Annotated in this window: 25 protein-coding genes; 14 read left to right on the top strand and 11 right to left on the bottom strand. The window is 40.8% G+C overall.

The features are described from left to right. Positions 1–322: 322 nt before the first annotated feature. Positions 323–799, top strand: coding sequence for a DUF2147 domain-containing protein (locus tag MMO42_RS03720; RefSeq protein ID WP_005293096.1), 477 nt, complete (start codon positions 323–325; stop codon positions 797–799). A gap of 214 nt (positions 800–1,013) precedes the next feature. Further along, positions 1,014–1,487, top strand: a complete 474-nt coding sequence (locus tag MMO42_RS03715; protein WP_005293098.1) for a DUF2147 domain-containing protein — start codon at positions 1,014–1,016, stop codon at positions 1,485–1,487. A gap of 58 nt (positions 1,488–1,545) precedes the next feature. Here MMO42_RS03715 and MMO42_RS03710 read toward each other — a convergent pair whose 3' ends face one another. Next, positions 1,546–1,803: a hypothetical protein gene (locus MMO42_RS03710; RefSeq protein ID WP_004652954.1), complete on the bottom strand. Its 258-nt coding sequence runs from the start codon at positions 1,801–1,803 to the stop codon at positions 1,546–1,548. Between the two features lie 444 nt (positions 1,804–2,247). On the opposite strand from MMO42_RS03710, the gene pepN reads away from it, so the two are divergent. From pepN to MMO42_RS03680, 6 genes are all read left to right on the top strand, one after another. Then, positions 2,248–4,854, top strand: coding sequence for an aminopeptidase N (gene pepN, locus MMO42_RS03705; protein ID WP_241319365.1), 2,607 nt, complete (start codon positions 2,248–2,250; stop codon positions 4,852–4,854). Between the two features lie 111 nt (positions 4,855–4,965). After that, positions 4,966–5,652, top strand: a complete 687-nt coding sequence (locus MMO42_RS03700; RefSeq protein ID WP_241319364.1) for a dienelactone hydrolase family protein — start codon at positions 4,966–4,968, stop codon at positions 5,650–5,652. A 65-nt stretch (positions 5,653–5,717) separates the two neighbouring features. Then, the gene (locus MMO42_RS03695) at positions 5,718–6,155 is read left to right on the top strand and encodes an RDD family protein (protein WP_241319363.1); all 438 of its coding nucleotides are present in this window, start codon (positions 5,718–5,720) and stop codon (positions 6,153–6,155) included. A 323-nt stretch (positions 6,156–6,478) separates the two neighbouring features. Further along, a complete protein-coding gene (locus MMO42_RS03690; RefSeq protein WP_241319362.1) occupies positions 6,479–7,174 on the top strand; it encodes a hypothetical protein in 696 nt (231 codons plus the stop codon). 56 nt (positions 7,175–7,230) lie between these two features. Further along, the gene (locus MMO42_RS03685; RefSeq protein ID WP_005152097.1) at positions 7,231–7,950 is read left to right on the top strand and encodes an MgtC/SapB family protein; all 720 of its coding nucleotides are present in this window, start codon (positions 7,231–7,233) and stop codon (positions 7,948–7,950) included. A gap of 114 nt (positions 7,951–8,064) precedes the next feature. Beyond that, entirely contained in the window at positions 8,065–9,897 is a 1,833-nt protein-coding gene (locus MMO42_RS03680) for a monovalent cation:proton antiporter-2 (CPA2) family protein (RefSeq protein ID WP_005293112.1), read from the top strand. A 47-nt stretch (positions 9,898–9,944) separates the two neighbouring features. Here the strand turns inward: MMO42_RS03680 and MMO42_RS03675 are convergent, their stop codons facing one another. The 4 genes from MMO42_RS03675 to MMO42_RS03660 form a co-directional block, all read right to left on the bottom strand. Beyond that, on the bottom strand, positions 9,945–11,123 hold the full coding sequence (locus MMO42_RS03675) for a benzoate/H(+) symporter BenE family transporter (protein ID WP_241319361.1): 1,179 nt from the start codon (positions 11,121–11,123) through the stop codon (positions 9,945–9,947). A 108-nt stretch (positions 11,124–11,231) separates the two neighbouring features. Next, entirely contained in the window at positions 11,232–11,882 is a 651-nt protein-coding gene (gene leuE, locus MMO42_RS03670) for a leucine efflux protein LeuE (RefSeq protein WP_005293118.1), read from the bottom strand. Positions 11,883–11,954: 72 nt separating this feature from the next. After that, positions 11,955–12,944 (bottom strand): transaldolase, encoded by a 990-nt coding sequence (gene tal, locus MMO42_RS03665; protein WP_241319360.1) that lies wholly within the window; start codon positions 12,942–12,944, stop codon positions 11,955–11,957. Positions 12,945–13,058: 114 nt separating this feature from the next. After that, positions 13,059–13,949, bottom strand: a complete 891-nt coding sequence (locus MMO42_RS03660; RefSeq protein WP_005293123.1) for a LysR family transcriptional regulator — start codon at positions 13,947–13,949, stop codon at positions 13,059–13,061. An 88-nt stretch (positions 13,950–14,037) separates the two neighbouring features. On the opposite strand from MMO42_RS03660, the gene aceI reads away from it, so the two are divergent. The 5 genes from aceI (at position 14,038) to MMO42_RS03635 (ending at position 20,800) form a co-directional block, all read left to right on the top strand. Beyond that, positions 14,038–14,466, top strand: coding sequence for a chlorhexidine efflux PACE transporter AceI (aceI, locus tag MMO42_RS03655; RefSeq protein ID WP_005152117.1), 429 nt, complete (start codon positions 14,038–14,040; stop codon positions 14,464–14,466). A gap of 191 nt (positions 14,467–14,657) precedes the next feature. Next, on the top strand, positions 14,658–15,053 hold the full coding sequence (locus MMO42_RS03650; RefSeq protein ID WP_005152119.1) for a tautomerase family protein: 396 nt from the start codon (positions 14,658–14,660) through the stop codon (positions 15,051–15,053). 168 nt (positions 15,054–15,221) lie between these two features. Continuing rightward, positions 15,222–18,683 carry a transcription-repair coupling factor gene (gene mfd, locus MMO42_RS03645; RefSeq protein ID WP_241319359.1) on the top strand — a complete coding sequence of 1,154 codons (3,462 nt, stop codon included), beginning with the start codon at positions 15,222–15,224 and terminating at the stop codon, positions 18,681–18,683. Between the two features lie 194 nt (positions 18,684–18,877). Beyond that, complete coding sequence (locus MMO42_RS03640) at positions 18,878–19,312, top strand: HIT family protein (RefSeq protein ID WP_032857985.1); 435 nt, start codon at positions 18,878–18,880, stop codon at positions 19,310–19,312. Positions 19,313–19,363: 51 nt separating this feature from the next. Beyond that, the gene (locus MMO42_RS03635) at positions 19,364–20,800 is read left to right on the top strand and encodes an adenylate/guanylate cyclase domain-containing protein (protein ID WP_005152124.1); all 1,437 of its coding nucleotides are present in this window, start codon (positions 19,364–19,366) and stop codon (positions 20,798–20,800) included. Positions 20,801–20,823: 23 nt separating this feature from the next. Here MMO42_RS03635 and MMO42_RS03630 read toward each other — a convergent pair whose 3' ends face one another. After that, a complete protein-coding gene (locus MMO42_RS03630) occupies positions 20,824–21,270 on the bottom strand; it encodes an Rrf2 family transcriptional regulator (protein WP_241319585.1) in 447 nt (148 codons plus the stop codon). 104 nt (positions 21,271–21,374) lie between these two features. On the opposite strand from MMO42_RS03630, the gene MMO42_RS03625 reads away from it, so the two are divergent. After that, positions 21,375–22,256: an NAD(P)/FAD-dependent oxidoreductase gene (locus tag MMO42_RS03625; protein ID WP_241319358.1), complete on the top strand. Its 882-nt coding sequence runs from the start codon at positions 21,375–21,377 to the stop codon at positions 22,254–22,256. 56 nt (positions 22,257–22,312) lie between these two features. Here the strand turns inward: MMO42_RS03625 and fdx are convergent, their stop codons facing one another. The 5 genes from fdx to iscU all read right to left on the bottom strand — a co-directional run bounded on the left by fdx (position 22,313) and on the right by iscU (position 25,906). Continuing rightward, positions 22,313–22,651 carry an ISC system 2Fe-2S type ferredoxin gene (gene fdx, locus MMO42_RS03620; RefSeq protein WP_005152126.1) on the bottom strand — a complete coding sequence of 113 codons (339 nt, stop codon included), beginning with the start codon at positions 22,649–22,651 and terminating at the stop codon, positions 22,313–22,315. Between the two features lie 17 nt (positions 22,652–22,668). Further along, a complete protein-coding gene (gene hscA, locus MMO42_RS03615) occupies positions 22,669–24,528 on the bottom strand; it encodes a Fe-S protein assembly chaperone HscA (RefSeq protein ID WP_241319357.1) in 1,860 nt (619 codons plus the stop codon). A 38-nt stretch (positions 24,529–24,566) separates the two neighbouring features. Beyond that, entirely contained in the window at positions 24,567–25,085 is a 519-nt protein-coding gene (gene hscB / locus MMO42_RS03610; RefSeq protein WP_241319356.1) for a Fe-S protein assembly co-chaperone HscB, read from the bottom strand. Between the two features lie 84 nt (positions 25,086–25,169). Further along, positions 25,170–25,490, bottom strand: a complete 321-nt coding sequence (gene iscA, locus MMO42_RS03605) for an iron-sulfur cluster assembly protein IscA (protein WP_004807977.1) — start codon at positions 25,488–25,490, stop codon at positions 25,170–25,172. 29 nt (positions 25,491–25,519) lie between these two features. Next, positions 25,520–25,906 carry a Fe-S cluster assembly scaffold IscU gene (gene iscU, locus MMO42_RS03600; RefSeq protein WP_004652980.1) on the bottom strand — a complete coding sequence of 129 codons (387 nt, stop codon included), beginning with the start codon at positions 25,904–25,906 and terminating at the stop codon, positions 25,520–25,522. Positions 25,907–25,974: the final 68 nt, after the last annotated feature.

Raw genomic sequence — 25,974 nt, 5'->3', positions numbered from 1 at the left:
AAAGTTTATAGATGGATCAAAACTAAGGCTAAAATGTGACTGAATTGGATGAAATCTATATCAAAATAAAAGCATATTTCAGTATGAATGATGAATGTCCTAATAGGTGCAGTGAGGTTGGGTTTTCTAAATTTACTCGCATTGTCACATAGATTTAAATCGGTAGCGTATATCAGCAAACATTAATCTTAAAATATGTGAACTAATTAAAATTTTGTTTGATTTTAGATAGTTAAATATGGCTTGGCTGTGTTGACTGTAGATGAACATTAGAATAAAAATGAAGCTACAGACGGATCGATTTTGCATTACGGAGCTTATTATGCAAAGAAACTCACTCATGAAAGGACTCATGGGCATCTCCTTGGGATTGTTCACGACAATTAGTTTTGCTTCCACACCAGAAGGGTTTTGGAAAAGTATTGATGATCGTACAGGTGAGCAACTCTCCATCGTAGAAATCAAGAAGAAACCTGATAATACCTACACAGGAACGATCGTATATCGCTATCCTGTTCCTGGTGGTGCTGCTGTTTTGACGCATTGCGTGAAGTGTCCTGAACCATTTAAGAACAAGCCAATTCAAGGTTTACAAATTGCTTGGGGTTTAAAAGAAGATCCGAAGAATCCAAATCAATATATTGATGGACGAGTACTTGAACCGAAAACGGGTAATGTCTATAAAGGCAAAGCACAGCTAAGTTCGGATGGAAAGCGTTTGCGCATGCGTGGTTACATGGGGGTTTCTGCCTTTGGACGTACACAAGTCTGGATTCGTACCGATAGCGCAAATCCTTAAATAAGGATTGTTTTTTAGAAAGCCTAAACGACTGGTTTAGGCTTTTTTATTTGTGCTAAAGAGTGTGAATTATCGTATCGAGTTTAGCATCTAGATCAGCTATTTCTTATACAAATGAACGCTAGCGTACAGTGTAACTTGCGTAAAAGTGTGATAATTTCCGTGCATTAAACCTATAAAGATGAATAGGTTACTTTTTAAAGACGGGGTTAATATGCTAAATCGAATGCTCATGAATGGAATCATGGGGCTGACTATCGCTTGTGCAAGCGCAACAACTTTTGCTGCATCGATTGAAGGCTACTGGAAAAGTATCGAAGAACGTACTGGGGAACAACTCTCGATCGTAGAAATCCGTAAGGGAAATGACGGCCGTTATCATGGGAAGATTGTTTATCGTTATCCAAATTCGCATGGTATTGCGCTGACGAACTGCACCAAATGTGCAGCACCAAATACCAATAAACCGATTCTTGGGCTGGAAATTTTATCGGGCTTTAGAGAAGATCCAAACAAACCTGATTCGTATATTGACGGTCGTGTCCTCGAGCCGACTTCTGGTCGTGTCTATAAAGGCAAAGGAGTTGTCACTGGAGAAGGAAAGCGTCTTCGTATGCGTGGCTATATGGGTGTCTCAGCATTGGGTCGTACCGTAGTATGGTTGCGTACGGATAATGCAACGCCTTAATCGAAAATAAAAAAACCTCGAATTCGCTTCGAGGTTTTTTTATGGTTAAAGTGAGTGATTAAACAGGGCATGGTAAATTTTCGTCCTCCTGACCGATTTTTTTGGCAGCAATAAGTGCCTGTACTTTTTTACTTGGCAATTTTTCTTTGCCAAGCGCATCATACGTATTCACAATGTTGGTCACTTCTAAGGTTGTCAGTTCAATTCCTTCTGCTGTTAAAAAAACTGAGATTACATGATGATCTACACCAGCTTTAGCCAGATCATGGATTGCTTTGATATTCTCTAAACGATATAGATGTGCTTTTAATTCCATCGTCATAACCCTCGCTTGTTTTATTGTATTTACCTAGATTGGCATATAGAGTTAAGCAATAACCGTGCACAAAATGTAAAACTCAGGAAAAAAATGTAAGTTGCGCGATAGAACGCAATTGGTTCTGTAGTTTTTATTTAAGAATGGAAAACGATGTTGTAATTTTGTCTAAATGATCGGGTAATTTGCAGATCAAATTTGAAAACCTGAATAGCAAACCCAATAAAATTATTAAAACTGATACCGAGCCGTAAAGACAGGTTTTATAAGTTGGCGTATGATCTGATTGAGTCCATGGTTATTTCACCGATGCAGATGACAAAAAGTGATTTGTCACATGATTTTAGGCGATACAAGGCATGATTTGTGCAACTGAATGACTTTAATCAAGAAGTCTTGCTAACAAGACCATCTAAACGACATGATGAAAGATAAGGAATACTGATGAATATTGCTGCACAACCTCCCGTACAAGCAGATCAAACCATTTACCTCAAAGATTATCAAAAGCCATCTTTCTTGGTTGAATCAATTAATTTAGATATTCAAGTCTATGATGATCATACGATTGTTGACTCTACTTTGGTGATGAAGCGTCAGACAACTGGTGCCTTGGTGCTTTTAGGGCGTGATCTTGAGTTGAAGTCAATTCAACTGAATGGGCAAATCCTGAGCGCAGCGCAATATGATTTAGATGATGAGCAATTGGTGATCACTGATGCACCAGATCAGGTCATTCTACAAATTCAAGTGGTGATTCATCCAGAGTCTAATACGCAGCTTGAAGGTTTATATCAGGCTGGAGATTTATTTGTTACTCAGAATGAGCCAGAAGGTTTCCGAAAAATTACTTTCTATCCAGATCGTCCCGATGTGCTGGCTGAATTTACTACGCGTGTAGAAGCAGATAAGAAATATCCAGTATTGCTCGCAAACGGGAACTTATTGGAAACAGGTGATGCAGGTAATGGCCGTCACTTTGCAATCTGGCAAGACCCAACCAAAAAGCCAAGCTATTTATTTGCGTGCGTGATTGGTGATTTGGCGGTGCTTAAAGATCGTTACACCACTTCGGAAGGCCGTGATGTTGCATTAGAAATCTATGCAATTGAAAAAGACATTCCAAAATGCCACATTGCCATGGAAGCATTAAAGCATTCAATGCGTTGGGACGAAGAACATTATGGCCGCCCTTATGATCTTGATAATTATATGATCGTTGCGGTAAGCCAGTTCAATATGGGCGCAATGGAAAATAAAGGTTTAAATATCTTTAATACCTCATGTGTGCTTGCGGATGAAGAATATACAACTGATGCTGCAATTATGCGGGTACAGTCGGTCATTGCACATGAATATTTCCATAACTGGACAGGTAACCGAATTACTTGTCGTGATTGGTTCCAATTGTGTTTAAAAGAAGGCTTAACTGTTTTCCGTGATCAGTCTTTCTCTGAAGATTTACAATCAGCCGCCGTGCAACGTATTGATGATGTTGCTGTTTTAAAATCACATCAGTTCCCTGAAGATGCGGGTCCTTTGTCACATCCGCCACGTCCAGACCATTTTGTTGAAATCAACAACTTCTATACCGCGACAGTGTATGAGAAGGGGGCTGAAATTAACCGCATGATGGCGACTTTACTGGGCAAAGAAAAATATCGTAAAGGCACAGATGAATACTTCCTGCGTCATGATGGGCAAGCAGTTACGGTTGAAGATTGGGTTGCTGCATTGAGTGCAGGCTCAGGTGTTGACCTTTCCAATTTCCTGACATGGTATAACCAACCAGGTACACCAAAGCTGGAAGCGAAAGGTGAATTTGACCCCACTGCACAGACTTATCGTTTGAGTTTCAAACAAAGCTTAAAAGTACATCCTAAATATCCAAATTTAAAGGCTGTGCCTATTCCAGTAGCTTTGGCGTTGTTCAATGCCAATACTGGTGAACAATACACCTTGCACAGCACTGATTTGTTTGTAAATGACGTTCAAGATGGTGTGTACTTATTCGATCAAGACGAGGCAATCATTGAATTTACAGGGATAACTGAACAACCTGTTGCTTCGTTATTGCGTAATTTCTCAGCGCCAGTCAATTTGGTATTTGATTATTCTGATGATGATCTTGCTTTCCTGATTCAACATGAAACCAACGGTTTTAACCAATGGCAAGCAACACAGACCTTGTTGGAACGTATCTTATTAGAAGATCATAAGGCAGATATTTATATTCAGGCGATTAAAAATACCTTGCCAGAATTAGTGAATAAAGATCCATTATTGGCATCACGTTTATTTGATGTCCCAAGTGAAAATTATTTGGGTAGCCGTATTGATCAAGACTACGAACCTGAACTGGTCCGTGAAAAGCGTGAAGCCGTCCTGGATCGTTTAGCACGTGACTTGGGTGGATTTTGGACAGAGACCTATTTGGCTTTAGATCCAGATTTGCAGAAAGAGTTTTCTTTAGCTATGGGTGTGCGTGCGCTCAAAAATATCATGTTGAATATGCTGGCACGACAGGGTGACGATAGTGTATTTGATTTAGCCTATGCGCAATATCAACAAACTGGAAACATGTCTGAGCGTTTAGGCGCATTACGTGTTTTGGTGTGGAATGATGCACCACAAGCCCAAGCAGCATTGGCTGATTTCTATAACCGCTTTAAAGATGAAGCCTTGTCTTTAGACCAGTGGTTTGGCATTCAAGCTTCAAATCCGTGTGCAAGCGCAGAAACGATTGACTATCTGACCAAACATGTGGATTATGATTTGGGTACGCCAAACCGTATTCGTGCAGTGAGTGGTGGCCTAGCGGCAAATCCAGTCAATACATGGAGCTTTGGTGTTGCTCATTTTATTGATCTTGCTGTATATTTAGATGAAAAAAATCCAATTTTAGGTTCTCGCTTACTGCAAGTTCTGTCTCGTTGGTATACCTTGGCGGAACCGCAGCGTTCGCAAGTACAACAGGCACTCAAAGCATTACAACCGAAAGTAAAATCTAAAAATGTCGCGGAAACATTGAACAGCTTATTAAGTATTTAATAGGCCAGTTAAATGTATTAAAAAAGGATGCTGTCAGGCATCCTTTTTTATTTGACAATTGTAATTGTCAGAAATAGTATGGAAATCATTCGAACGCAACGGATGACTGAGATGGAAATAAAAACAATCACATTACCAACACGTCAAATCGAAGTTGAAGTGTATACACCTGCACAAACGACGGAAAAGGCACCTGCGATATTATTGCTGCACGAGTTATTTGGCATTTTGGATGTCTATCGTGAAGACGCCCAAGACTTGGCTGATCATGGCTATTTGGTTTACGTGCCCAACTTATTTAGCGGTGGTGCAGTGAAATACTGTATTCGTGCAATGGTAAGTAAAGCAGGGCGAATCAATGCAGCTGACAGTGAGGTCAATCAAGAAATTCATGTTCTGCTGGATGGGCTCAAAGCAGATCCGAGATGTAATGGCCGTTTAGGTATGCTCGGACAATGCCTAACAGGTGGCTACGTCATACAAATGGCCAAACGTGATGACATGCTGGCACCTGTGGTATATCACCATTCTTTGGGGATTCAGGGGGCAGGTGTTCCAAACAAAGAATCCTTGGATGAGGTTCGAATACTACAGGGACATTGGTCGACTGTAGATCCATTTTGCCCAGCAACCAAGCGTAATAAACTGATTCAGCAGCTAGGTGAGCGTGTCGAAGCTTATACCTATAATATGCCGCATGGTTTTCGTAGCGTGAGTCGTGGCATGCCAGAGGCCCAAGTCGTATGGCAACGTACAGTTGATTTTTTTGATCGAGAATTAAAACAAAACACAATATAAATCATTGCAACAACAGGTTATTATTTATCAATATTTTTATAGAAATAAAAAAGTGAGGGGAAAATATGTCTCAACAATATGCATACGCGGGTTTCTGGATACGAGTTGGCGCCGCGATTATTGATTCAATTATTGTAATCGTTGCCATGATTCCATTAACCATGATTTTTGGTGGCGGTAATACGACCGTTGCTTCTGATGGTTTCTCATCATTCCAATTTATGTCTACGGCAGATTGGATATGGCAAATTCTCGCTGCCGTATTTTATATTTTCTGTTGGATTAAATTCGCAGGAACGCCGGGTAAACGTTTATTGCGTTTAAAAGTGTTGGATGAAAAAACGGGTGAAAATGTAACTGTCGGGCAAGCCATTATTCGCTACATTGGTTATATTCCAGCAACTTTAGTGTTTTTTATTGGTTTAATCTGGGTGGCTTTTGATCCTAAAAAGCAAGGGTGGCATGACAAAATGGCGAAAACAGTTGTAGTAAGAGAACTGTAATTTAAATTTGTTTTAATGCTTTTGCTGAGCTTTGCAATAAAAATTTCATAAAATAGGACTTGTGAATCAGTTTGCATGTCCTATAATGCCGTTGAGTTTATTCACGGAGATCCTAAATGGGAAGTTGTTCGAGGTTCGGGTTTAATAATGGATTAAACCAAGGCGAATACTGAGCAAGTTAGCCTTTTAGGTCGGCTGTCTTGCAATGAGATAGCTTTGAGAAAAATCATTTTCACCCTTCTATAAAATTTTGCTGTATTCACAAAATTTATTGTATTGACTGCTACCTGTTTAGTTTCTCACCTAAAAATGGGGAGAAGCCTATGTTTTTTCACGCTTCCATTCAATGGTTTGCTGTTCTCAACGTATTTATATTGTGTGGATTGTTGTTCACACAAAAGAGTAAGGCTGGTCCACTCATCAATACTGATGATGTGTCTATTACTACAGCACAGCATTGTCAGTTAGAAAGTACCTATAGTTATAACAAAGATCGAACTTGGTCCTATCAAGTTGTACCTGCCTGTAACCTCACTCAAAATTTAGAAGTTTCATTGGGTTATCATTCAAGTAAAGACATCGATCAGATTCATGGTTTTTCAGCGCAAGCCAAGTCCATTTTAAAGCCGATGGACAATGATTGGGGTGTTGCCAGTAGCTTGCTGCTATCACGTGATGATGTTTTACATCATGGTGGTGATTTGGACTGGTTTTTTAATGTCCCTGTGAGTTTCCAACTTTTAAATCAACGTTTAGCTTTGGACACTAATCTAGGCTATCAGCATGCCGATGAACGCTTGCTACGCTGGGGTGTTGCCTCAACCTATAATGTGTCAGAGCGCGTTGGCTTAACACTTGAAACCTATAATCAAGACCGTCAAGCACCATTCTTCCAAACAGCAGTGCAGTATAGTCTTATCCCGAATATCCTCACATTAGAAGCATCCTTTGGTGACCGATTACATCGCTTAAAACAGCATTGGTTTGGGCTGGGTATAAGTTATACGCCATCATCATAATTGCCTTAAATTCAGTTTAGCCCTCATTAAAATCATTGATAATAAATAGGTGTAAGATGCAATTAAAATTTTTACAGAATATTGATTTATCGAATATCGCAGATACCTTGATCAGCCTGTCTGCTGCGTTCATTTTAGGTGCATTGATCGGACTGGAACGCCAGTATCGACAACGTACAGCAGGATTGAGAACCAATGTTCTTGTTGCTGTTGGTGCTGCTATCTTTGTTGATATTGCAACCAATTTAACCGGTGCAGAAGGGGCAGTTCGTGTGATTGCCTATGTGGTATCAGGCATTGGCTTCTTGGGTGCAGGTGTCATTATGCGTCAAGAAGGCAATATCCATGGTTTAAATACGGCTGCGACACTGTGGTGTTCAGCAGCGGTTGGCGCTTCTGCAGGTTCGGACTTGATCATTGAAGCGGTATTGGCTACTGGATTTATTTTAGCGGCAAATACGTTATTAAGACCGATTGTCCATGTGATTGACCGTCGACCAATTGATGATGACACAGAAGTTTTACATGTCATCTATATTATTTGCGATCGCAGTCAGAGTAAGGTGGTGATGGATGAGTTGAATCTAACATTGAAACATCATAATTATCCGGCCAAAGATATTGATGTCACGCCATTTGGTGAAAAAGAAGTTGAAATTGAAGTGACTTTGATCGCTACCTCGATTGAAGCCGAAGAAGCACAGCATATTATTAATCATCTCAATGCCATGCCACAAATTAGACAGGCATTTTGGGATAAGAATGCAATCAATTAGCCGTATTCTACCTATTCTAAAGCATTGAATTGGGATGCATTATCCCATAAATGATATATAAGACTTTTATTGTTTCACATAAAATGAAACCAGCTTGAAAACAATGAGAACAGTATGAGTTCAGAAGCACATTCAATTAGTTTAATTGCGCCAGTGGTCTTGTTGGCCGCTGCTGTTATTGCCGTCCCTATTTTTAAACGTATCGGGTTGGGTTCAGTCTTAGGTTATCTCATCGCAGGATTGATTATTGGCCCCTTTGGTTTTGCCTTTTTCCACGATTCGGCCTCGATTCTGCATATCGCAGAACTGGGGATCGTGATGTATTTATTTGTGATTGGTCTGGAAATGCAGCCTTCACATTTATGGAGTTTAAGGCGTGAAATCTTTGGCTTAGGTACTTTGCAGATTATTGCCTGTGCCTTGGCATTGACGGGTGTCGGGATTTTATTTGGTTTTACTTGGCAGGTTGCATTCATTGGCGCGGCAGGCTTTGTCCTGACCTCAACTGCTATTGTGATGCAGCTCTTGGGGGATCGAGGAGATATTGCCCAACCACAAGGTCAAAAGATTGTCGCAATTTTATTATTTGAAGATTTATTGATTGTCCCGTTACTGGCCATCGTTGCCTTTATGGCACCCAATCACGTGGTTGAGACCACCTCAACCCGTTTAGAAAGTATCGGCATTGGCTTAATTGCGATTGCAGGTTTAATTGCTGCAGGGTACTGGTTGTTAAATCCACTGTTTAGATTGCTGGCTGCCGCAAAAGCACGAGAAGTGATGACGGCAGCAGCATTGCTTGTCGTTTTAGGCGCAGCCTTGCTGATGCAAGTCAGTGGACTTTCAATGGCGATGGGTGCTTTCTTGGCAGGAGTATTGTTATCCGAGTCAACCTTTAGACATCAAATTGAAGCAGATATCGAACCGTTCCGTGGTTTGTTATTGGGGCTTTTCTTCCTCGGTGTCGGAATGTCACTGGACTTATCTGTCGTTGCACAGAATTGGCAGCTGATTGTCAGCGGTGTTTTAGCCATGATGTTTGCTAAGGCCTTGATGATTTACATCGTGGCACGTGTCACCAAGAGCCCACATACCGAAGCTTTAGATCGAGCATTATTAATGGCACAGGGTGGTGAGTTTGCCTTTGTTCTGTTTGCGGCTGCTGTTAGTGCCCAAGTGATTGATAATTCGGTGAAGTCGAATCTCACCGCAATTGTGGTCTTGTCGATGGTCTTGACGCCAATTTTAGGTATTATCTTTAAGCGTTTCACTGAAACCAAAGATGAGATTAATTTGGATAATGTAAATATCGCCGAAGGCTTAAGTGGCAGTGTCCTGATGATTGGTTTTGGTCGTTTTGGACAGGTTACCAGTCAATTGCTTTTGGCAAGAGGTGTCGATGTTACGATTATCGATAATGACATCGACATGATTCAAAATGCCGAGAAATTTGGCTTTAAAATTTATTATGGCGATGGTTGTCGTTTAGATATTTTACATGCTTCAGGTGCATCTTCCGCTCAAGCTATCGTGGTCTGTGTGGACAGTAAAGACACCACCAATCGAATTGTCGAGTTGGTTACGCATGAGTTCCCATTGGCAAAACTGCTGGTTCGTTCTTATGACCGTGAACATTCACTCTATTTAGTCAAACAGAAAGTGGATTATATGATCCGTGAAACCTTTGAATCGGCGATTAAGTTCGGCGGAGTGATTTTACAGGAACTGGGTGTTGACGAAGATGAAGTGCAACGCATTAGTGATGAAATTCGTGATCGTGATGATGAGCGTTTTGAAACAGAGATCGCTGCCGATGATGTTTATGCAGGTGTAGGCCTACAATATACGCATTCACATCCACGTCCAACAGCACCATTGATCCGTCCTAAAAAAGCAGGACGTATTTTAAATGATGAAGAAGCGCAGAAGGATTTGGAGGAAAAGTAGCATTTAAACTATGATCCTCCCATTTTTTCGAATAGGCCTTAGTTCAACTAAGGCTTATTTTTTGCTTTAAATCTAAATAAGATCAGCACAAAGATACCTAATAATAAGCCCCAAAATGCCGAACCAATTCCCCAAAACTGAATACCAGAAGCACTGCATAAAAAGGTAAGCAGTGCGGCTTCACGTTCTTCAACATTTGAGAAAGCAACTGCAATGTTATGGCTAATTGTCGCAAATAAGGCGATTCCAGCCAGGGCGACAATAAAGATTTGCGGGAATGACATCAACAGGCTAACCAAGGTTGCTGCAAAAAGCCCCATGAGAATATAAAACAATCCACAGCTGATGCCTGCAATATAACGTTTGCTTGGGTCTGGATGCACTTGATCATCCAAGCTGACTGCGGCACTAATTGCTGCCAAGTTGTTTGAAAAACAGCCGAAAGGAGCAAATACTGCGTGTGCAACACCTGTCCAACCGACCAATTGATTGACATGTGGGTGGTAGCCATAGCTTTTGATCATAGCAATACCTGGAAGGTTCTGTGACGTCATATTGATGACGAACAGGGGCAATGCCAGACCAAGTAAAGCAGACCATGAAAATGAGGGTTGCATCCAGATCGGTTGAGTCAGTGACCATGTGATTGCTTGTAGTTTAAAGTCAATAAACAATGGGCAAATTGCAGCACCTAAAATCACGGTCAGCACAATGCTATAACGTGGAAATAAGCGTTTTGAAACCAGATAAATCACCAGCATGCTCAGTACAAAACCGAGATGGCTTTCTAAGCTGCTGAAAATTTGGATACCAAACTTTAACAGGATTCCTGCCAGCATGGCACAAGTTAAACTCTGAGGAATATGGGCCAAAAGTTTTTGGAAGATACCTGAGAAACCAACAATCGCAATGGCAATACCGCAGATGAGGAAGGCACCTATCGCCTCATAGAGATCATAATGTCCAGTAGAGGCAATGATTAAAGCAATCCCTGGCGTCGACCAAGCGGTGGCCACAGGATATTTATACTTCCAAGAAAGAAGTAGGCCTGATAATCCAATTGCAAGACCCAAGGCCCAAAACCAAGAGCTGATTTGAGCGGTGTTGGCACCTAAAGACTGAGCACCTTGGATCACCAAGATTGCAGAAACACTAATACCAATCAAAAAGGTAATAAAACCAGCGAAAACAGCAGGGATTGAAAAATCTTGGATAAGACGTTGCATCTATGCATCTATACTTGTTTAAAATTTGTTGAAAAGTATATCGTTAATATGCACTAAATCGTAGTTCTAAGATGATTGAATAAATTGATCATTTGATCAAAGTTCTGATTAGGAAATGGTTGAGGTTGCCAATCTTAAACCAAAACCAAAAAACAGGATGCCAACCAAACAAATGCCAGTTGCTGCCAGCTTATAATTATGCTTAAAAAATCCTGCCAATTTGATCCCTGAAAAAATCAAGGCAGTTAAATAGCTGAAACTGATGATTTGCAGAATGATTGCCAGAATTAAAAAACTTAATGCGGGATAGGCATAACTTGGTTCAACAAACTGAACGAAGAAAGAGAGGAAAAACAAGATTGCTTTAGGATTTAGTAAGCTAATACTGAGCGCAGTACGATAGGGATGGATCTGATCGAGTTTAGGTAAATCAGCGAGTTCAGCATTATGCGGTGGATTTTTCCAAGTCTGATAAGAACCCTGTAATAGCTTAAAACCCAAGTAAGCGAGATAACATGCACCCGTTATTTTTAGAATAATAAACAGAATGGGAAATGCTTTGAGTAAAGACGCTGCACCCAATACGGTACAGAGAATTAAAATAAAGTCGCCTGTAAATACACCACAAGCGGCAGCATAACCTGTACGGATCCCATAGCGAGAAGCCACTGACATCACATATAAAGAGTTCGGGCCGGGGAGTAACACAATTAAGATTGTACCAATAATATAAGTGGTTAAATCTGTTATGCCGAACACGATGAACTCATTAAAAAACCGATTTTCGCTAATATAACAAAAATCGGTTTTTATAGGTGAAAAATCGACTAATTATGGTTTGATTTCAGCATCAATACCAAAAGATTGACGCAGCAATAAACTGAGCTGATCTCGGGCCTTGATAAACCCATCAATGCCGCCTTGCAGTAATTGAAATGCCATCAAATCTTGTTCAAGTTCGGCTTTAAAGCTGTCTTTGTTTTGAGCAGGGCGTTCAATTTTTTCTGCTTGTTGAGCAAATTCAGCACTGAGTTGAGGCTCAATAACCTGTTGGTCTTGTTGCAACTGAGCCAATAGATTTGGTGCAATCGTGAGTAAGTCACAGCCTGCGAGACCAAGGACTTGTGCAGTACTACGGAAACTAGCTCCCATTACTTGAGTTGGAATACCATGCTGTTTGTAATAGTTATAAATCTTCTTCACAGAAAGCACACCTGGATCTTTGGCGATCGGGTATTGCTCTACACCTTCAGCTTTTTTATACCAATCCAAAATACGCCCAACAAAAGGAGAGATTAGAGTCACTTTCGCATCTGCACAGGCTTGCGCTTGATGTAAACCAAACAATAACGTGAGGTTACAAGGAATTCCTTCAGCCTCTAAGACCTTGGCTGCTTGGATCCCTTCCCAAGTTGACGCGATTTTGATCAGGATACGTGATTGTTCAATCCCATAACCTTGGTAAAGTTTTGATAATTCACGGGCTTTGGCAATCGTCGCGTCAGTATCATAAGAAAGTGAAGCATCAACCTCTGTTGAAACACGACCCTCAATCAGTTTTAAAATTTCGACGCCGAATTTTACAGTTAAAATATCAATGGTGCGTTCGATTAATTCATCACTTTGATAGCCTTCCTGCTTTGCTTGCGTATATGCATCTTCAATCAGTTCTTTGCTTTCTGGTTGTTCCGCGGCAGCAGTAATCAGTGATGGATTGGTTGTTGCATCTAAGGGGCGAAATTTTTCGATCGCCTCTAGATCACTACTATCGGCAACAACGGTGGTCAAATTTTTTAATTGGTCTAATGCGGTCTGAGTCATTGATATAGCGTTCTTACTTAAACATATTATTGGTAATTTCTTTTATAACACAATCTAGCCGAAAGCAAAGCATCGCTTTTGTTGGCAGCGTTATTCCTTAAAGTTATCTTTATATTACTTGGCGTGTTGGCGCTGTTTACGAATATGATCAATCAAGAATCTCGCTGCGGCACCTAATTCACTTTCACGGCTCCACACCAGATCTACGTAGTATTCAAATTTTGGGGTGAAATCATAAAGCTCTAAAATTTTTAACTTCTTCTTCAATTCGGGGTTTTCATTAAACATTTCTAAAGGAAGCACCCCCCAACCTAAGTTACGTACAATCATCATACTCGCAGAGTGATGATTATCTGTTCGCCAATAGTCTTTGGAATAGAGCAGCTCTGGTTTGATGGTGTTATCACGGCTGGCGACAACAATTTGACGAGTTTGCACCATTTGCTCAAATGACACTTGATCTAGTTCTGCTAAAGGATGGTTTTTAGCAATCACGGGAACCAATGCTTCTCGCTTTAACTCCACAAATTGTTCACGGCTATCCAATTGTTCTCGCTCAAACATCAGTGCGAGTTGCGCTGATTGATCAAGTAGCATCTGTAAGGCATCTTCTTGCGGTGCAGAGAAGATGTTGATCGCCAGACTTGGAAAGTGTTGTCCAAGCAGGGTGATGTAATCAGTCCAGTTGGTATGCAATAGTTCAGAAACCACCACAATATTCAGAGTGGATTCCAGTCCAGTGCTTAAGGCATGGGCATGCTGCTTCCATTGATTCATTTCAATCAACAGTTGCTGGGTTTTCTCATACAGCACCATAGCCTCTGCTGTCGGAACGGGTTCGCGTCCAACACGTTCAAATAAGTTGAGATTGAGGTCAATTTCTAAATTGGCAATTGACATGCTGACCGCAGAAGGTACTTTGCCTAATTTGCGTGCCGCAGCTGAAAAAGAGCCTGTTTCAATCACGGTTTGAAACATGAGTAATTGTTCTTGATTAATATTCATCTGTCAAAAAAACTGAAAGAACCTGATTGGATTGATCAATATTATAAAAATAAAATAGCGACTATCCAAACAACAGAGTGTTATAGAAATGTTGATTTCCAAAAGAAGACTCGTTCATGCAATTAGCTATGAAGTGATTTTATTGGTCATCATCGCGATTGCGTTAAGTTTTATTTTTAGTATGCCACTTGAAGTAACAGGTATCCTCGGTACGATCATGGCTGTTATTTCCGTATTCTGGAATATGATCTTTAACCATTACTTTGAGAAAATTGAGCATAAATACCAGTGGGAAAGAACGATCCCCGTACGTATTCTACATGCGATTGGATTTGAAGGCGGCCTGATGCTCGCGACAATCCCTATTATTGCGTATTTAATGAACATGAGCTTTATTGAAGCTTTGATTCTAGATTTTGGTTTGACGATGTGTATTTTGATTTATACATTTATCTTCCAATGGTGTTATGACATTGTGGAAGGGCGTTTCTTTCCAAATGCAAAACTCGCATCTTAATCATCAGATCATCAAAAGCATTCTTCGGAATTTTCGGAGGATGCTTTTTTATTTTCATCAAATTAGGGTGATTTGATTACAGTATTGATAAAGTCAGAAGCATAAAGTTTATTTAATATCGGAAGAGAAGGTTTTAGAAAAATAGTAAAAAGATAAAGATTTCATCACGCTAGATCGTAGGAGAATAAAAAATGCCGAGTGTGCTTATCGAAGTCAGGCAACAATATACAATAGACGTAGAACTTGGAATTATGGAGGCAGTCCATTCGGCACTTAGAAGTGCGTTTAAAATCATGCCCAGTGATCGAAATGTGCGTTTAGTCGTGCATGAGCCGCATCGTTTTCAGTGTCCACCAGAAAAGACTCAACCTGAATGCTATACATTAATTAGCATTGATGCTTTTCTTGGGCGATCTTTAGATGCAAAACGGCAGCTTTATAAACAGATAGTTAGCAACCTTGAACCGATTGGTATTCCTAAAGACCACGTCAAAATAATGTTAAGAGAATTACCCTCAGAGAATTTTGGTATTCGTGGTGGGCAAGCAGCCTGTGATGTCAATGTCGGCTTTAAAATTGACGTATAAAATAAGGTTGCTGAAAAGAAAGCTCTAAACGAGCTTTCTTTATTTTGGAATAAAGAAATAGCCTAAGTAAATTAAAATGCATTTAATTCAACAGTGAATTTCTTCTTTAACTAAAAAACATCATGCTAAAATAGGGAACTTATCTTTTTAGATTGCATGATTTTCTCTATGTTTCAACAAGAAATCTCTCAATTAAACCTACAACAATTTAAAGCGGGTGAAAAACGCTGGATCGGTTCCTTACTTGGATCATCTGCGGCACTATTATTCAAAGAAATTGCGACCCAAAGCACCAATCTATACGTCATTATTGCAAGAAATAATCAGCATCTAGCACAGCTTGAAAGCGAACTTGAATTTTACGGAATCAAACCCGTCATTTTCCCTGATTGGGAAATCTTGCCTTATGACCGTTTATCTCCGCATCAAGATATCGTTTCAGAACGTTTGGCAATCTTATCGAATATGCCACAAAAGGGTATTTTGCTGGTTTCTGCCAGTACCTTGGCGCAACGTGTTGCACCCTATTCATGGGTAGTAGGTGAGCACTTTGATATTAAAATTGGTCAAAAACTTGATTTAGAAGTACAGAAAAAGCAATTGGTACAAGCTGGTTATCGCTTAGTAGATACAGTTTATGATCATGGGGAATTTGCTGTACGCGGTAGCATCATGGATATTTATGCATCGGGGCAAGATCAACCGATTCGCATTGATTTGTTTGATGATGAAATTGAAAGTTTAAAGTTCTTTGATCCAGAGACGCAAAGAACTACAGAATCATTAAAAAACTTTACCGTGTTACCTGCAAAAGAGTTTCCACTAAAAGAAGGGCGTTCGACCTTTAGAGATCGTTATGCAGAAAGCTTCCCAACTGCAAATCCTAAGAAAAATCCAATCTATCAAGATGTGTTAGACGGGATTGCGACGCCTGGTTTGGAATTCTATTTACCATTATTCTTTGAAAAGAAAGTGATGGAAGCACAAAGTATGCTCACCACATACTTACCTAATAATTGCGTTGTCATTACAAATAATGAAATTGAAAATGATTTAATCAATTTCTGGAAAGAAGTTGTACGACGTTATGAAGATCGTCGTCATAACATTGACCAACCGATTTTGCCACCAGAAGAATTATTTTTAATGCCGAATCATGTGTTGCAGGCATTGAATCAATTTCCTCGAATTTTAGCATCTGCAGAAGCTTATGACGATAAAGTAGGTGTGCTCAATATTGCCGCGGAACAGCCACCCAAACTGGCGGTTGATCCTAAAAAAGAGCAGCCTTTCGCAGCGGTGAAACATTATATCGACCAAGTTAAACATCCTGTTTTACTGGTGGCTGAAAGTGCAGGACGTCGTGAAACTCTGAAAGATGCTTTGCGTTCCATTTTGGGTGATATCCAAAATGTAGAAAGTTTTGCTCAATTCCAAAAAGCTCAACTAAACATTGCGATTACCAGTGCACCTTTAGATCGCGGTTTATTACTCACCAATCAATTGTCGGTAATTTCAGAAAATCAGCTTTATGAACACCGTGTGGTACAACGTCGCCGTAAACGTCAGCAAGAAGTTTCCGAAGAGTTCTTGATTCGTAGCTTAACTGAGCTGAGCATTGGCGCACCTGTGGTCCATATCGATCATGGTGTAGGGCGTTACGCAGGTTTAATTACTTTAGAAATTGATCATCAAGATCATGAGTTTTTACAGCTGGATTATGCGGATGCTGCAAAAGTTTATGTACCAGTGACCAATTTGCATCTGATCAGCCGTTATAGTGGCGGTGATCCAGACTTAGCACCGCTGCATAAATTGGGTACAGATACGTGGAGCAAGGCGAAACGTAAGGCTTTAGAGCAAATCCATGATGTGGCAGCGGAATTACTGCATATTCAAGCACGTCGCCAATCTAAACCTGGTTTTGCCTTTGAACTGGATCATACTGGATATATGCAATTTGCCAGTGGCTTTGCTTATGAGGAAACTCTCGATCAGGCCAATGCGATTGATGCGACCTTGCATGATATGCAGCTTGCCAAGCCGATGGATCGGCTGGTGTGTGGTGATGTCGGCTTTGGTAAAACTGAAGTGGCAATGCGTGCCGCATATGTGGCAGTGCAGAATAATAAGCAAGTTGCAGTATTGGTTCCAACCACGCTTTTGGCACAGCAGCACTATGAGTCTTTCAAAGACCGTTTTGCTGATACCGCGGTACGTATCGAAGTGTTATCGCGTTTTGGCAGTAATAAAACCCATCTGAAAATTATTGAAGATCTTGCTGAAGGTAAAGTCGATATTGTGGTGGGCACACATAAAATCTTGCAAGAGAACATACAATTTAAAAATCTTGGTTTGATGATCGTCGATGAAGAGCATCGCTTTGGGGTTCGTGATAAAGAACGGATCAAGGCTTTGCGTGCCGATGTCGATATGTTGACTTTAACTGCGACGCCAATTCCACGGACCTTAAATATGGCATTCTCTGGCATGCGTGATTTATCAATCATCGCAACGCCGCCAGCACGTCGTTTAGCCGTAAAAACCTTTGTACAAGAACATACCGATGATTCAGTCAAAGAAGCCATTCTACGTGAGTTATTACGTGGTGGTCAGGTCTACCTCTTACATAATGAAGTCGATACCATCGAACGTGCTGCTGAAACAATCCGTAACTTAGTGCCAGAAGCACGTGTTGCGGTTGCACATGGGCAAATGCGTGAACGTGAACTGGAACAGGTGATGCAGCAGTTCTATCACAAAGAATATAATGTATTGGTCTGTTCAACCATCATCGAAACAGGGATTGATGTACCCAATGCCAATACTATCATCATTGAACGTGCTGACAAGTTGGGACTTGCACAGCTGCATCAATTACGTGGTCGTGTTGGACGTTCGCATCATCAAGCGTATGCCTATTTGCTGGTTCCATCGCTAAAACATCTGAAAGGCGATGCTGAAAAACGCTTAGATGCTATTCAACGTGCTTCAACGCTAGGTGCTGGTTTTATGCTGGCGACCGAAGATTTGGAGATTCGTGGTGCAGGTGAGTTGCTGGGGGAACAACAAAGTGGTTCCATGCAAGCGATTGGTTATAGCCTGTATATGGAAATGCTTGAGAAAGCAACTAAAGCCATTCAGAAAGGCAAGACACCGAACTTCGATGCGCCTTTATCATTGACTGCCGAAATTAATTTGCACATGCCAGCCTTGATTCCGGATGATTATCTTGGTGATGTGCATCAACGCTTGTTGTTCTATAAACGCATCAGTGGTACGGATACCCAAGAGAAACTGGATAATATCCGTATGGAGTTAATCGATCGTTTTGGTATTCCTCCACTAGCGGTGAAGCAATTGTTTAGTGTTCATCAGCTTCGCTTACGAGCAGAGCAACTTGGAATCACCAAAATTGATATCAACAGTAATGGTGGCTATATCGAATTTGCGCCAGATACACCCGTACAAGCGTTGAGTATTATCCAACTGATGCAGAAGAATCCAACCTATTATCGAATGGAAGGTGGGCAACGTCTGAAAGTCATGGTGCAGTTGGCTGAATATGACAAGCGAATACAGTTCATTGTGGATCTGTTGAATAAGCTTTTGAGTGAGCTCGATCGATAGGCTGAACATTATAAATTGATGGTTAATTGAGCGGGTTCTGTTTTTTGCATGACATCTCGATGTTTTTGATCAGATGTTCATGCAATAAATGAGGAAAATCATTGTTATTTGTAATCAAACGGGTTACTAATAATATTCACATCAAAACTGATGTGATAGTATTGATCATCATTATTTTGCATCATTATAAAGATATGTTTAGTTTGCATCCACAACTTGCTCAAGATACATTTTTTGTAGGCGATTTCCCGCTTTCAACATGTCGTTTAATGAATGATATGCAATTTCCATGGCTAATCTTGGTGCCACGTGTACCAGGCGTCACAGAATTATATGAATTAAGCCAAGCAGACCAAGAACAGTTTTTACGTGAATCAAGCTGGTTATCAAGCCAACTGTCACGTGTATTCCGTGCAGACAAGATGAATGTCGCGGCTTTAGGTAACGTTGTTCCTCAGCTTCATTTTCATCATGTGGTCCGTTATCAAAACGATGTTGCATGGCCTAAGCCAGTGTGGGGAACACCAGCTGTGCCTTATAGCAATGAAGTACTAGCGCACATGCGTCAAACGTTAATGCTTGCATTGCGTGGACAGGGTGATATGCCATTTGATTGGCGTATGGACTGATCCAGAAAATAGAATAAATACAGTATTCTATAATAAAAAAAGGAGGATAGAGTGCCACTAGATAGGTTGATTGATAAAGAACCTAGACAGTTTGCTTATTTTCATCGTTTGATGGGATATTCGATTCTGTCACTAATTTTGGTAATTTATACATTTACCTCGACTAGTGCTAGCTATCAACTCTACCTTCTTCCTTTATTACTTATTTATTTTCTGCTTTGTCCTCGTTTAGAAAAATGGCTGCAATATAAATTTGATAAAAAAATAGAAAAAAATGTTCTTTTTGGCAATGAAGCAGTCATTATCGCGTTGGTCCTCGCTGCATTGCATCTCAGTTTAGTTCCCACCTTTACCATTCTATTTGGATTGCTCTATGTGGGGCTGAACAATAAGATTTCCTTGCCCGTCTCCTGTTTAATCGGATTGATTGGCGTCATTGTTTTCTATTTCAGTACCTTTGTGATTTTTGGCGCCGAAGAATACTTTGAACCGACCAATCCTGAATTAACAGTCGTGAGCCTGCTTGGTTTGATGATGTTTATCGTGATTGGTAACTATTACCAGCACCGTCGCTTGAATATTCTAGGCCAACAACGCCAACATTATCATAATCAAATGACGCGTTATATTGCTTTTGCAAATCAACTGAGCCGCTATGCGCCATTACAATTGTGGCAGTCCATCATGCGTGGTGAGGCTGAGGCAAAAATTGAATATAAACGTAAAAAATTAACGATTTTCTTTTCCGATATTCAAGGCTTTACCGAGCTTTCTGAAACCCTAATTCCTGACGACTTAGCCTTCCTGCTGAATGATTATTTGAGTCATATGACTGAAATTGCAAAGCAGTATGAAGCGACAGTCGACAAGTTCATGGGTGATGCGATTCTTATTTTCTTTGGTGACCCCAACTCACAAGGCGTTGAACAAGATGCAAAATCTTGTGTAGAAATGGCGATTGCAATGCGTCAACAAATGAAATTGTTACGTGAACGCTGGAAGAAAATGGGTTATCCGGCTTTACATATCCGTATGGGTATCAGTACGGGTTATTGTCACGTGGGTAATTACGGCGCTTCTCATCGTATGGCCTATACCATTGTTGGTCGTGACGTAAATTTGGCCGCACGTTTGCAGTCTGCCGCGGAAGTTGATGAAATTCTGATTGCAGATGATACCCATCAACTGATTAAAAACGAGTTTTTATGTGTACCGAAAGTGCCGATCTATTTAAAAGGGATTCAAGGTCCAGTTAAAACTTGGCAGGTGATGGAGAAATTCACAGGCAAGAAATCAGATACGCAAAAGTGGTTTGATTTCGATTATAAAGGCTTTCATTTGGTCTTAAATCTGGAAGAAGTACAAAACTATGAATATCCTGAATTGGTCGAAATTCTGGAAAACATGGTGCAGCGTATCAAGACCCAGCAAAAGATTACCAATGCGCAAGGCATTCCTAAACTGACTTTAGATGATGAAGTCAGATAATAATAAGCAGCATATCTAATTTGTTAATCAGTCGTTTTATCTGCATGAACTTCATATAAATGGTCAAATTCAAGTGCTAAAGAGGCGAGTGTGGTTGCCTGAAGTTGTCGGGTTAAGATAGTTTTGGCATCTAGTATGGCGTGATCTAAAGCTGCATTCACGACACGTTCAACTAAGCATTGTGGATTTTCCCTTTCATTTCCAATCGCAAAAATAGTGGGTTCACCCACAGCTTGATAAATATCCCAAAGCGAAATTTTCTCTAAATCACCTGTTAATTGCCAACCACCGCCAGCGCCTTTTTCTGAATGTACAAAACCAGCCTTTTTTAGACCCGACATGGTTCGTCTAACCACCACAGGATTGGTCGACAACATATGAGCGATTTCATCTGACGTGAAGGTCTTATTTTGTCTTGCCATGTGAAGTAGCACATGAAGCATTCGGGAAAGTTTACTGTCGGTACGCATCAGATGAATGGAAATAAAGAATAGATTTAAATGTAACATCAAAAGTTGCAAATTGAAATAAAAAGCATTAATGTAACTTTTGAAGTTACATTATGGTGAAAAAGATGCAGTACGATGTTGCAATTATTGGTGGAAGTTATGCGGGTTTGTCAGCAGCGATGCCATTGGCGAGGGCATGCAGAAAAGTAGTCATTATTGATGCTGGTCAGCGCAGAAATCGTTTTGCAGAGCATTCACATGGCTTCTTAACCCAAGACGGTAGTCGGGCCAGTGAGATTGTTCACATTGCAAAACAGCAGGTTTTAGCTTATCAGACTGTGGATTGGGACGATGGACGGGTAAAACGTGTAGAAAAAGTTGACGGTGGTTTTGCGGTATGTATTGATGCCACTCGTTCAATCACTGCCAAACGCTTGATTATTGCAGCAGGAATTACGGATCAGCTTCCTGAAATTTCGGGCTTGGCTGAACGCTGGGGTAAAAGCATTTTTCATTGTCCTTACTGTCATGGTTATGAACTGAATCAAGGTAAGATTGGCATTATTGCCAGTTCTGAGCATGCTGCACATATGGCGATGATGTTGCCAGATTGGGGCAATACCACGCTGTTCTTAAATGATTATCCTGTAGCCGATGAATTACTCGACCAATTAACTACTCGGGGCGTTACGGTCGAGAAACGATTCATTCAGCAAATCATTGGACATAGTGATGTCTTACTTGCAGATGGTTCTGTTATTCAACTGGATGGTATTTTTGCAACCACCAAATGTACTATTGCTCAGGAATGGATTTTCAAGCTAGGTTGTGAGATTGAGCAGAATACAATGGGAGAGGCAATAAAGACCAATGCGATGAAGGAAACATCCGTGACAGGTATTTTTGCCTGCGGTGATGTTGCTCGTTTAGGAGGTTCAGTACCGCTTGCAGTGGGTGATGGCACGATGGCAGGTGCTGCCGCACATCGATCTTTAATTTTTGGCTGATCATAAAAAAGCTAGAGATCAACTCTAGCTTTTTATGTCTGTGGAAACCAGTCGACTTAATGATTTTCCGAAGCATGGTTGATGGTGTATTTAGGAATCTCAATTTCTAAATCTTCATCAACAATCTCAACCTGACAAGACAGGCGCGAGTCAGGCTCTAAGCCCCATGCACGGTCAAGCAAGTCAGCTTCTACATCATTCATCTCTTCAAGGCTGTCAAAACCTTTACGCACAACCACATGGCAGGTCGTACATGCCGCTGACATGTCGCAAGCATGTTCGATTTTAATGCCTTGTTTTAATAAACTTTGGCATAGATTGGCGTTTTGTTCGACTTCAAATTCTGCACCTTCAGGGCAAATTTGTGCATGAGGAAGAACTTTAATACGTGGCATATTGATCACCTATACCTTTAGTTTGAGTTTGACCAATCTTCAAGTTTCGTACCTTTTAAGGCATGGTCAATATGTCGGTTCATACGAAGCGCAGCAAAGGCATCGCTATGAATTTTAAGCTGTTGAACAGAATGCTCAATCGCTGCAAGCTCATCTGTTTTAAGACGGGCTTTTAACGCTTCAGCAGCAAGAATTAAATCACGAGCCTGTTGCTGTGAAAGTAAATCGGTATCTGCTTTCAAAGCTTGCTCTAATGCTTCCAGCTCACGTTGTGCTTCAACTTTGGTCTCTTGTAAGTGACGAAGATGCTTATCTTCCTCAGCATATTGGAAACCTTCTACCAGTAAGCGCTCAGTATCCGCTGACGATAGACCATATGACGGTTTGATATCGATTTGCGCTTGAACACCAGAAGTTGTTTCTTTAGCCGATACCGTCAGTAAACCATCTGCATCAACTTGGAAAGTTACCTCAATACGTGCTTGGCCTGCAGTCATTGGAGGAATGCCATGTAACACAAAGCGACCCAATGAACGGCAATGCTCAACCAAATCACGCTCACCCTGAACCACATGAATCAACATGGCAGTTTGGCCATCTTGATAAGTAGTGAATTCTTGACGGCGTGCAACAGGAATCGCTGTATTGCGTGAAATCAGACGTTCAACCAACCCGCCCATGGTTTCTAGGCCAAGAGAGAGTGGGGTGACGTCAAGTAGTAAGGAACCATCTTGGCTATTGCCAATGAGCTGGTTTGCAGTAATTGATGCACCAATCGCAACCACTTCATCGGGGTTGATTGTGCAGAGTGGCTCACGTTTAAATAATTCACGAACTGCTTTTTGTACTGCATAAGAGCGAGTTGAACCACCCACTAAGACCACATGTTCAATTTCATCGAGTTCAAGTTTAGCATCACGTAATACGCGTTTGCACACACTCATAGTTTTATCGAGTGCCACTTGAATAATGGTTTCAAATGTTGGGCGGTCTAAAGTCAGACGGTCATCTAATAGTTTTAACTCAGCAGAATCATGATCTGTTAAATATTCTTTGGCTTGTCGTGCAGCCATGATGAAGACAGCATATTCTTCGTCGCTTAAGGTCTCGATATTGAGCTGTTTTTTCGCCCATTTTACGATTAAGCGATCAAGGTCATCACCACCAAGCGCAGTATGTCCGCCTGTTGCCAGAACTTCAAAGACACCTTGTGAGAAACGTAAAATTGATACGTCGAAGGTACCACCACCGAGGTCGTAAATGACATAGTTGCGATCTGTACTGAGATTGGTGTCTTGATCCAATCCATAAGCTACGGCAGCAGCAGTAGGTTCGTTGAGTAAACGTAGAACATTTAAGCCCGCAAGCTGTGCAGCATCACGCGTAGCTTGGCGTTGTGCTTCATCAAAATAGGCAGGCACAGTAATCACCGCACCATTCACAGGATTGCTTAAACTTGCTTCAGCACGATCTTTTAACTGTTTTAAAATTTCAGCAGAAATTTCGACTGGTGTCTTACGTCCAGCAGCTGTTTCAAATGCAGGCATTTCATTTTCTGCACCAACAAGGGTGTATGGATGCTGAAATTTGATATCTGCTTGTGAGCGACCCATAAAGCGTTTTACTGAAACGACTGTGTTTTTCGGGTCAGTTAGCATAAACGGTTTAGCTTCATAGCCAAACGTCGTTGCGTCCTTTGCATAGTGAACAATAGACGGCAGTAATACTCGGTCTTTGTCATCTTGTAGGACTTTCGGTTTTCCCGATAGCACTGTCGCCACTAAAGAGTGGGTTGTCCCTAAGTCAATGCCAATCGCAATACGATGTTGATGCGGGGCAGTAGCTTGACCAGGTTCAGCAATTTGCAAAAGCGCCATGCGTGCGGTATCCCTTGAAAATAATCGGTAACAGCGAATTAAAAATCATCATCGAGGTCGAAGCTTTCTTCTTCGTCCAACATGCGATCTTCAGCTTTATCAATATCATTCATAACACGTTGGAAAAAACGTAATTTACGAACAGTATCACGTGCTTCAGCCCAGTCTTCGTCAGCAAAATCGATTTTAAATTCGCGAACTAAACTATCAATCCACTGTTGAATTTCAATTTTTAACGTATTGAGTTGCTCTGTCGACGTTGCTTCATCCAATTGTTCACGCATTTCGAGTGCTGATTGCAAAAACTCAAAATCACTAATGGATTGGTCAAGATGGTGATCTTGTTTTTTTAAGGCAAGCAAATATGCAGCACGACTATCAACTTGTGAAAGTACTTTATACGCTTGATTGATTTCGCTCGACTTGATCAATGCCTGATCTTTGTCGATGGCCTTGTCGGGGTGATATTGCTGTTGCAAACTTAAAAACTGTTTTTTTAAAGCTGCTAAATCTATATCGAGTGCTTCGGGTAATTGGAACAACTCAAAATGATTCATGGGAGATGAATTCCGCTATTGATAAATACGTTAAAACAGTGCGGAACACACTGTTTTGACGAAAAGAAAGAGAGGTGCTGCAAGTTAAACAGTAAATGATTCACCGCAACCACATTCACCTTTTTGATTTGGGTTGTTAAATTCAAAGCCTTCATTGAGACCATTTTTTACATAGTCCATCTCTAAACCATTGAGATAAACTAAGCTTTTAGGATCAACAAATACTTTAACGCCGAGTTGTTCAAATACTTGGTCGTGCGTGTCGACATCATCGACAAACTCAAGTACATAAGCCAACCCAGAACAACCCGAAGTTTTCACACCAATACGAATACCTTCACCCTTACCGCGATTTTGCAGGTAATTGCTGATGTGACTCGCAGCATTTTCAGTTAAATGGATCATGAAAACTCCAATGTTATTTCGGTCATCAATTAAGCTTTCGCTTTTTTGCCACGATAGTCTTCAATCGCAGCTTTAATTGCATCTTCAGCCAATACAGAGCAGTGTACTTTTACTGGTGGAAGCGCAAGCTCAGTCGCAATATCAATATTTTTGATTGATTGAGCTTCATCAAGCGTTTTACCTTTTAACCATTCGGTTACAAGAGAGCTTGATGCAATTGCAGAACCACAGCCATAAGTTTTGAAGCGAGCTTCTTCAATTACGCCATTGTCATCGACTTGAATCTGTAAACGCATTACATCGCCACATGCTGGTGCACCGACCATACCTGTACCTACGTTTTCTGCATTTTTGTCTAAGACACCAACATTACGAGGGTTTTCGTAATGATCAATTACTTTTTCGCTATAAGCCATGTTGCTTCTCCAAACCTCGGGGTCAGCCTAATATTAATATGAGGGTAAAAACACGTTTTTCAATTGAG

The sequence above is a fragment of the Acinetobacter sp. ANC 3882 genome (assembly GCF_022549545.1).
Taxonomy (GTDB): domain Bacteria; phylum Pseudomonadota; class Gammaproteobacteria; order Pseudomonadales; family Moraxellaceae; genus Acinetobacter.
Note: the sequence above shows the minus strand (reverse complement) of the source record. Positions and strands in the feature narration are given on the sequence as shown.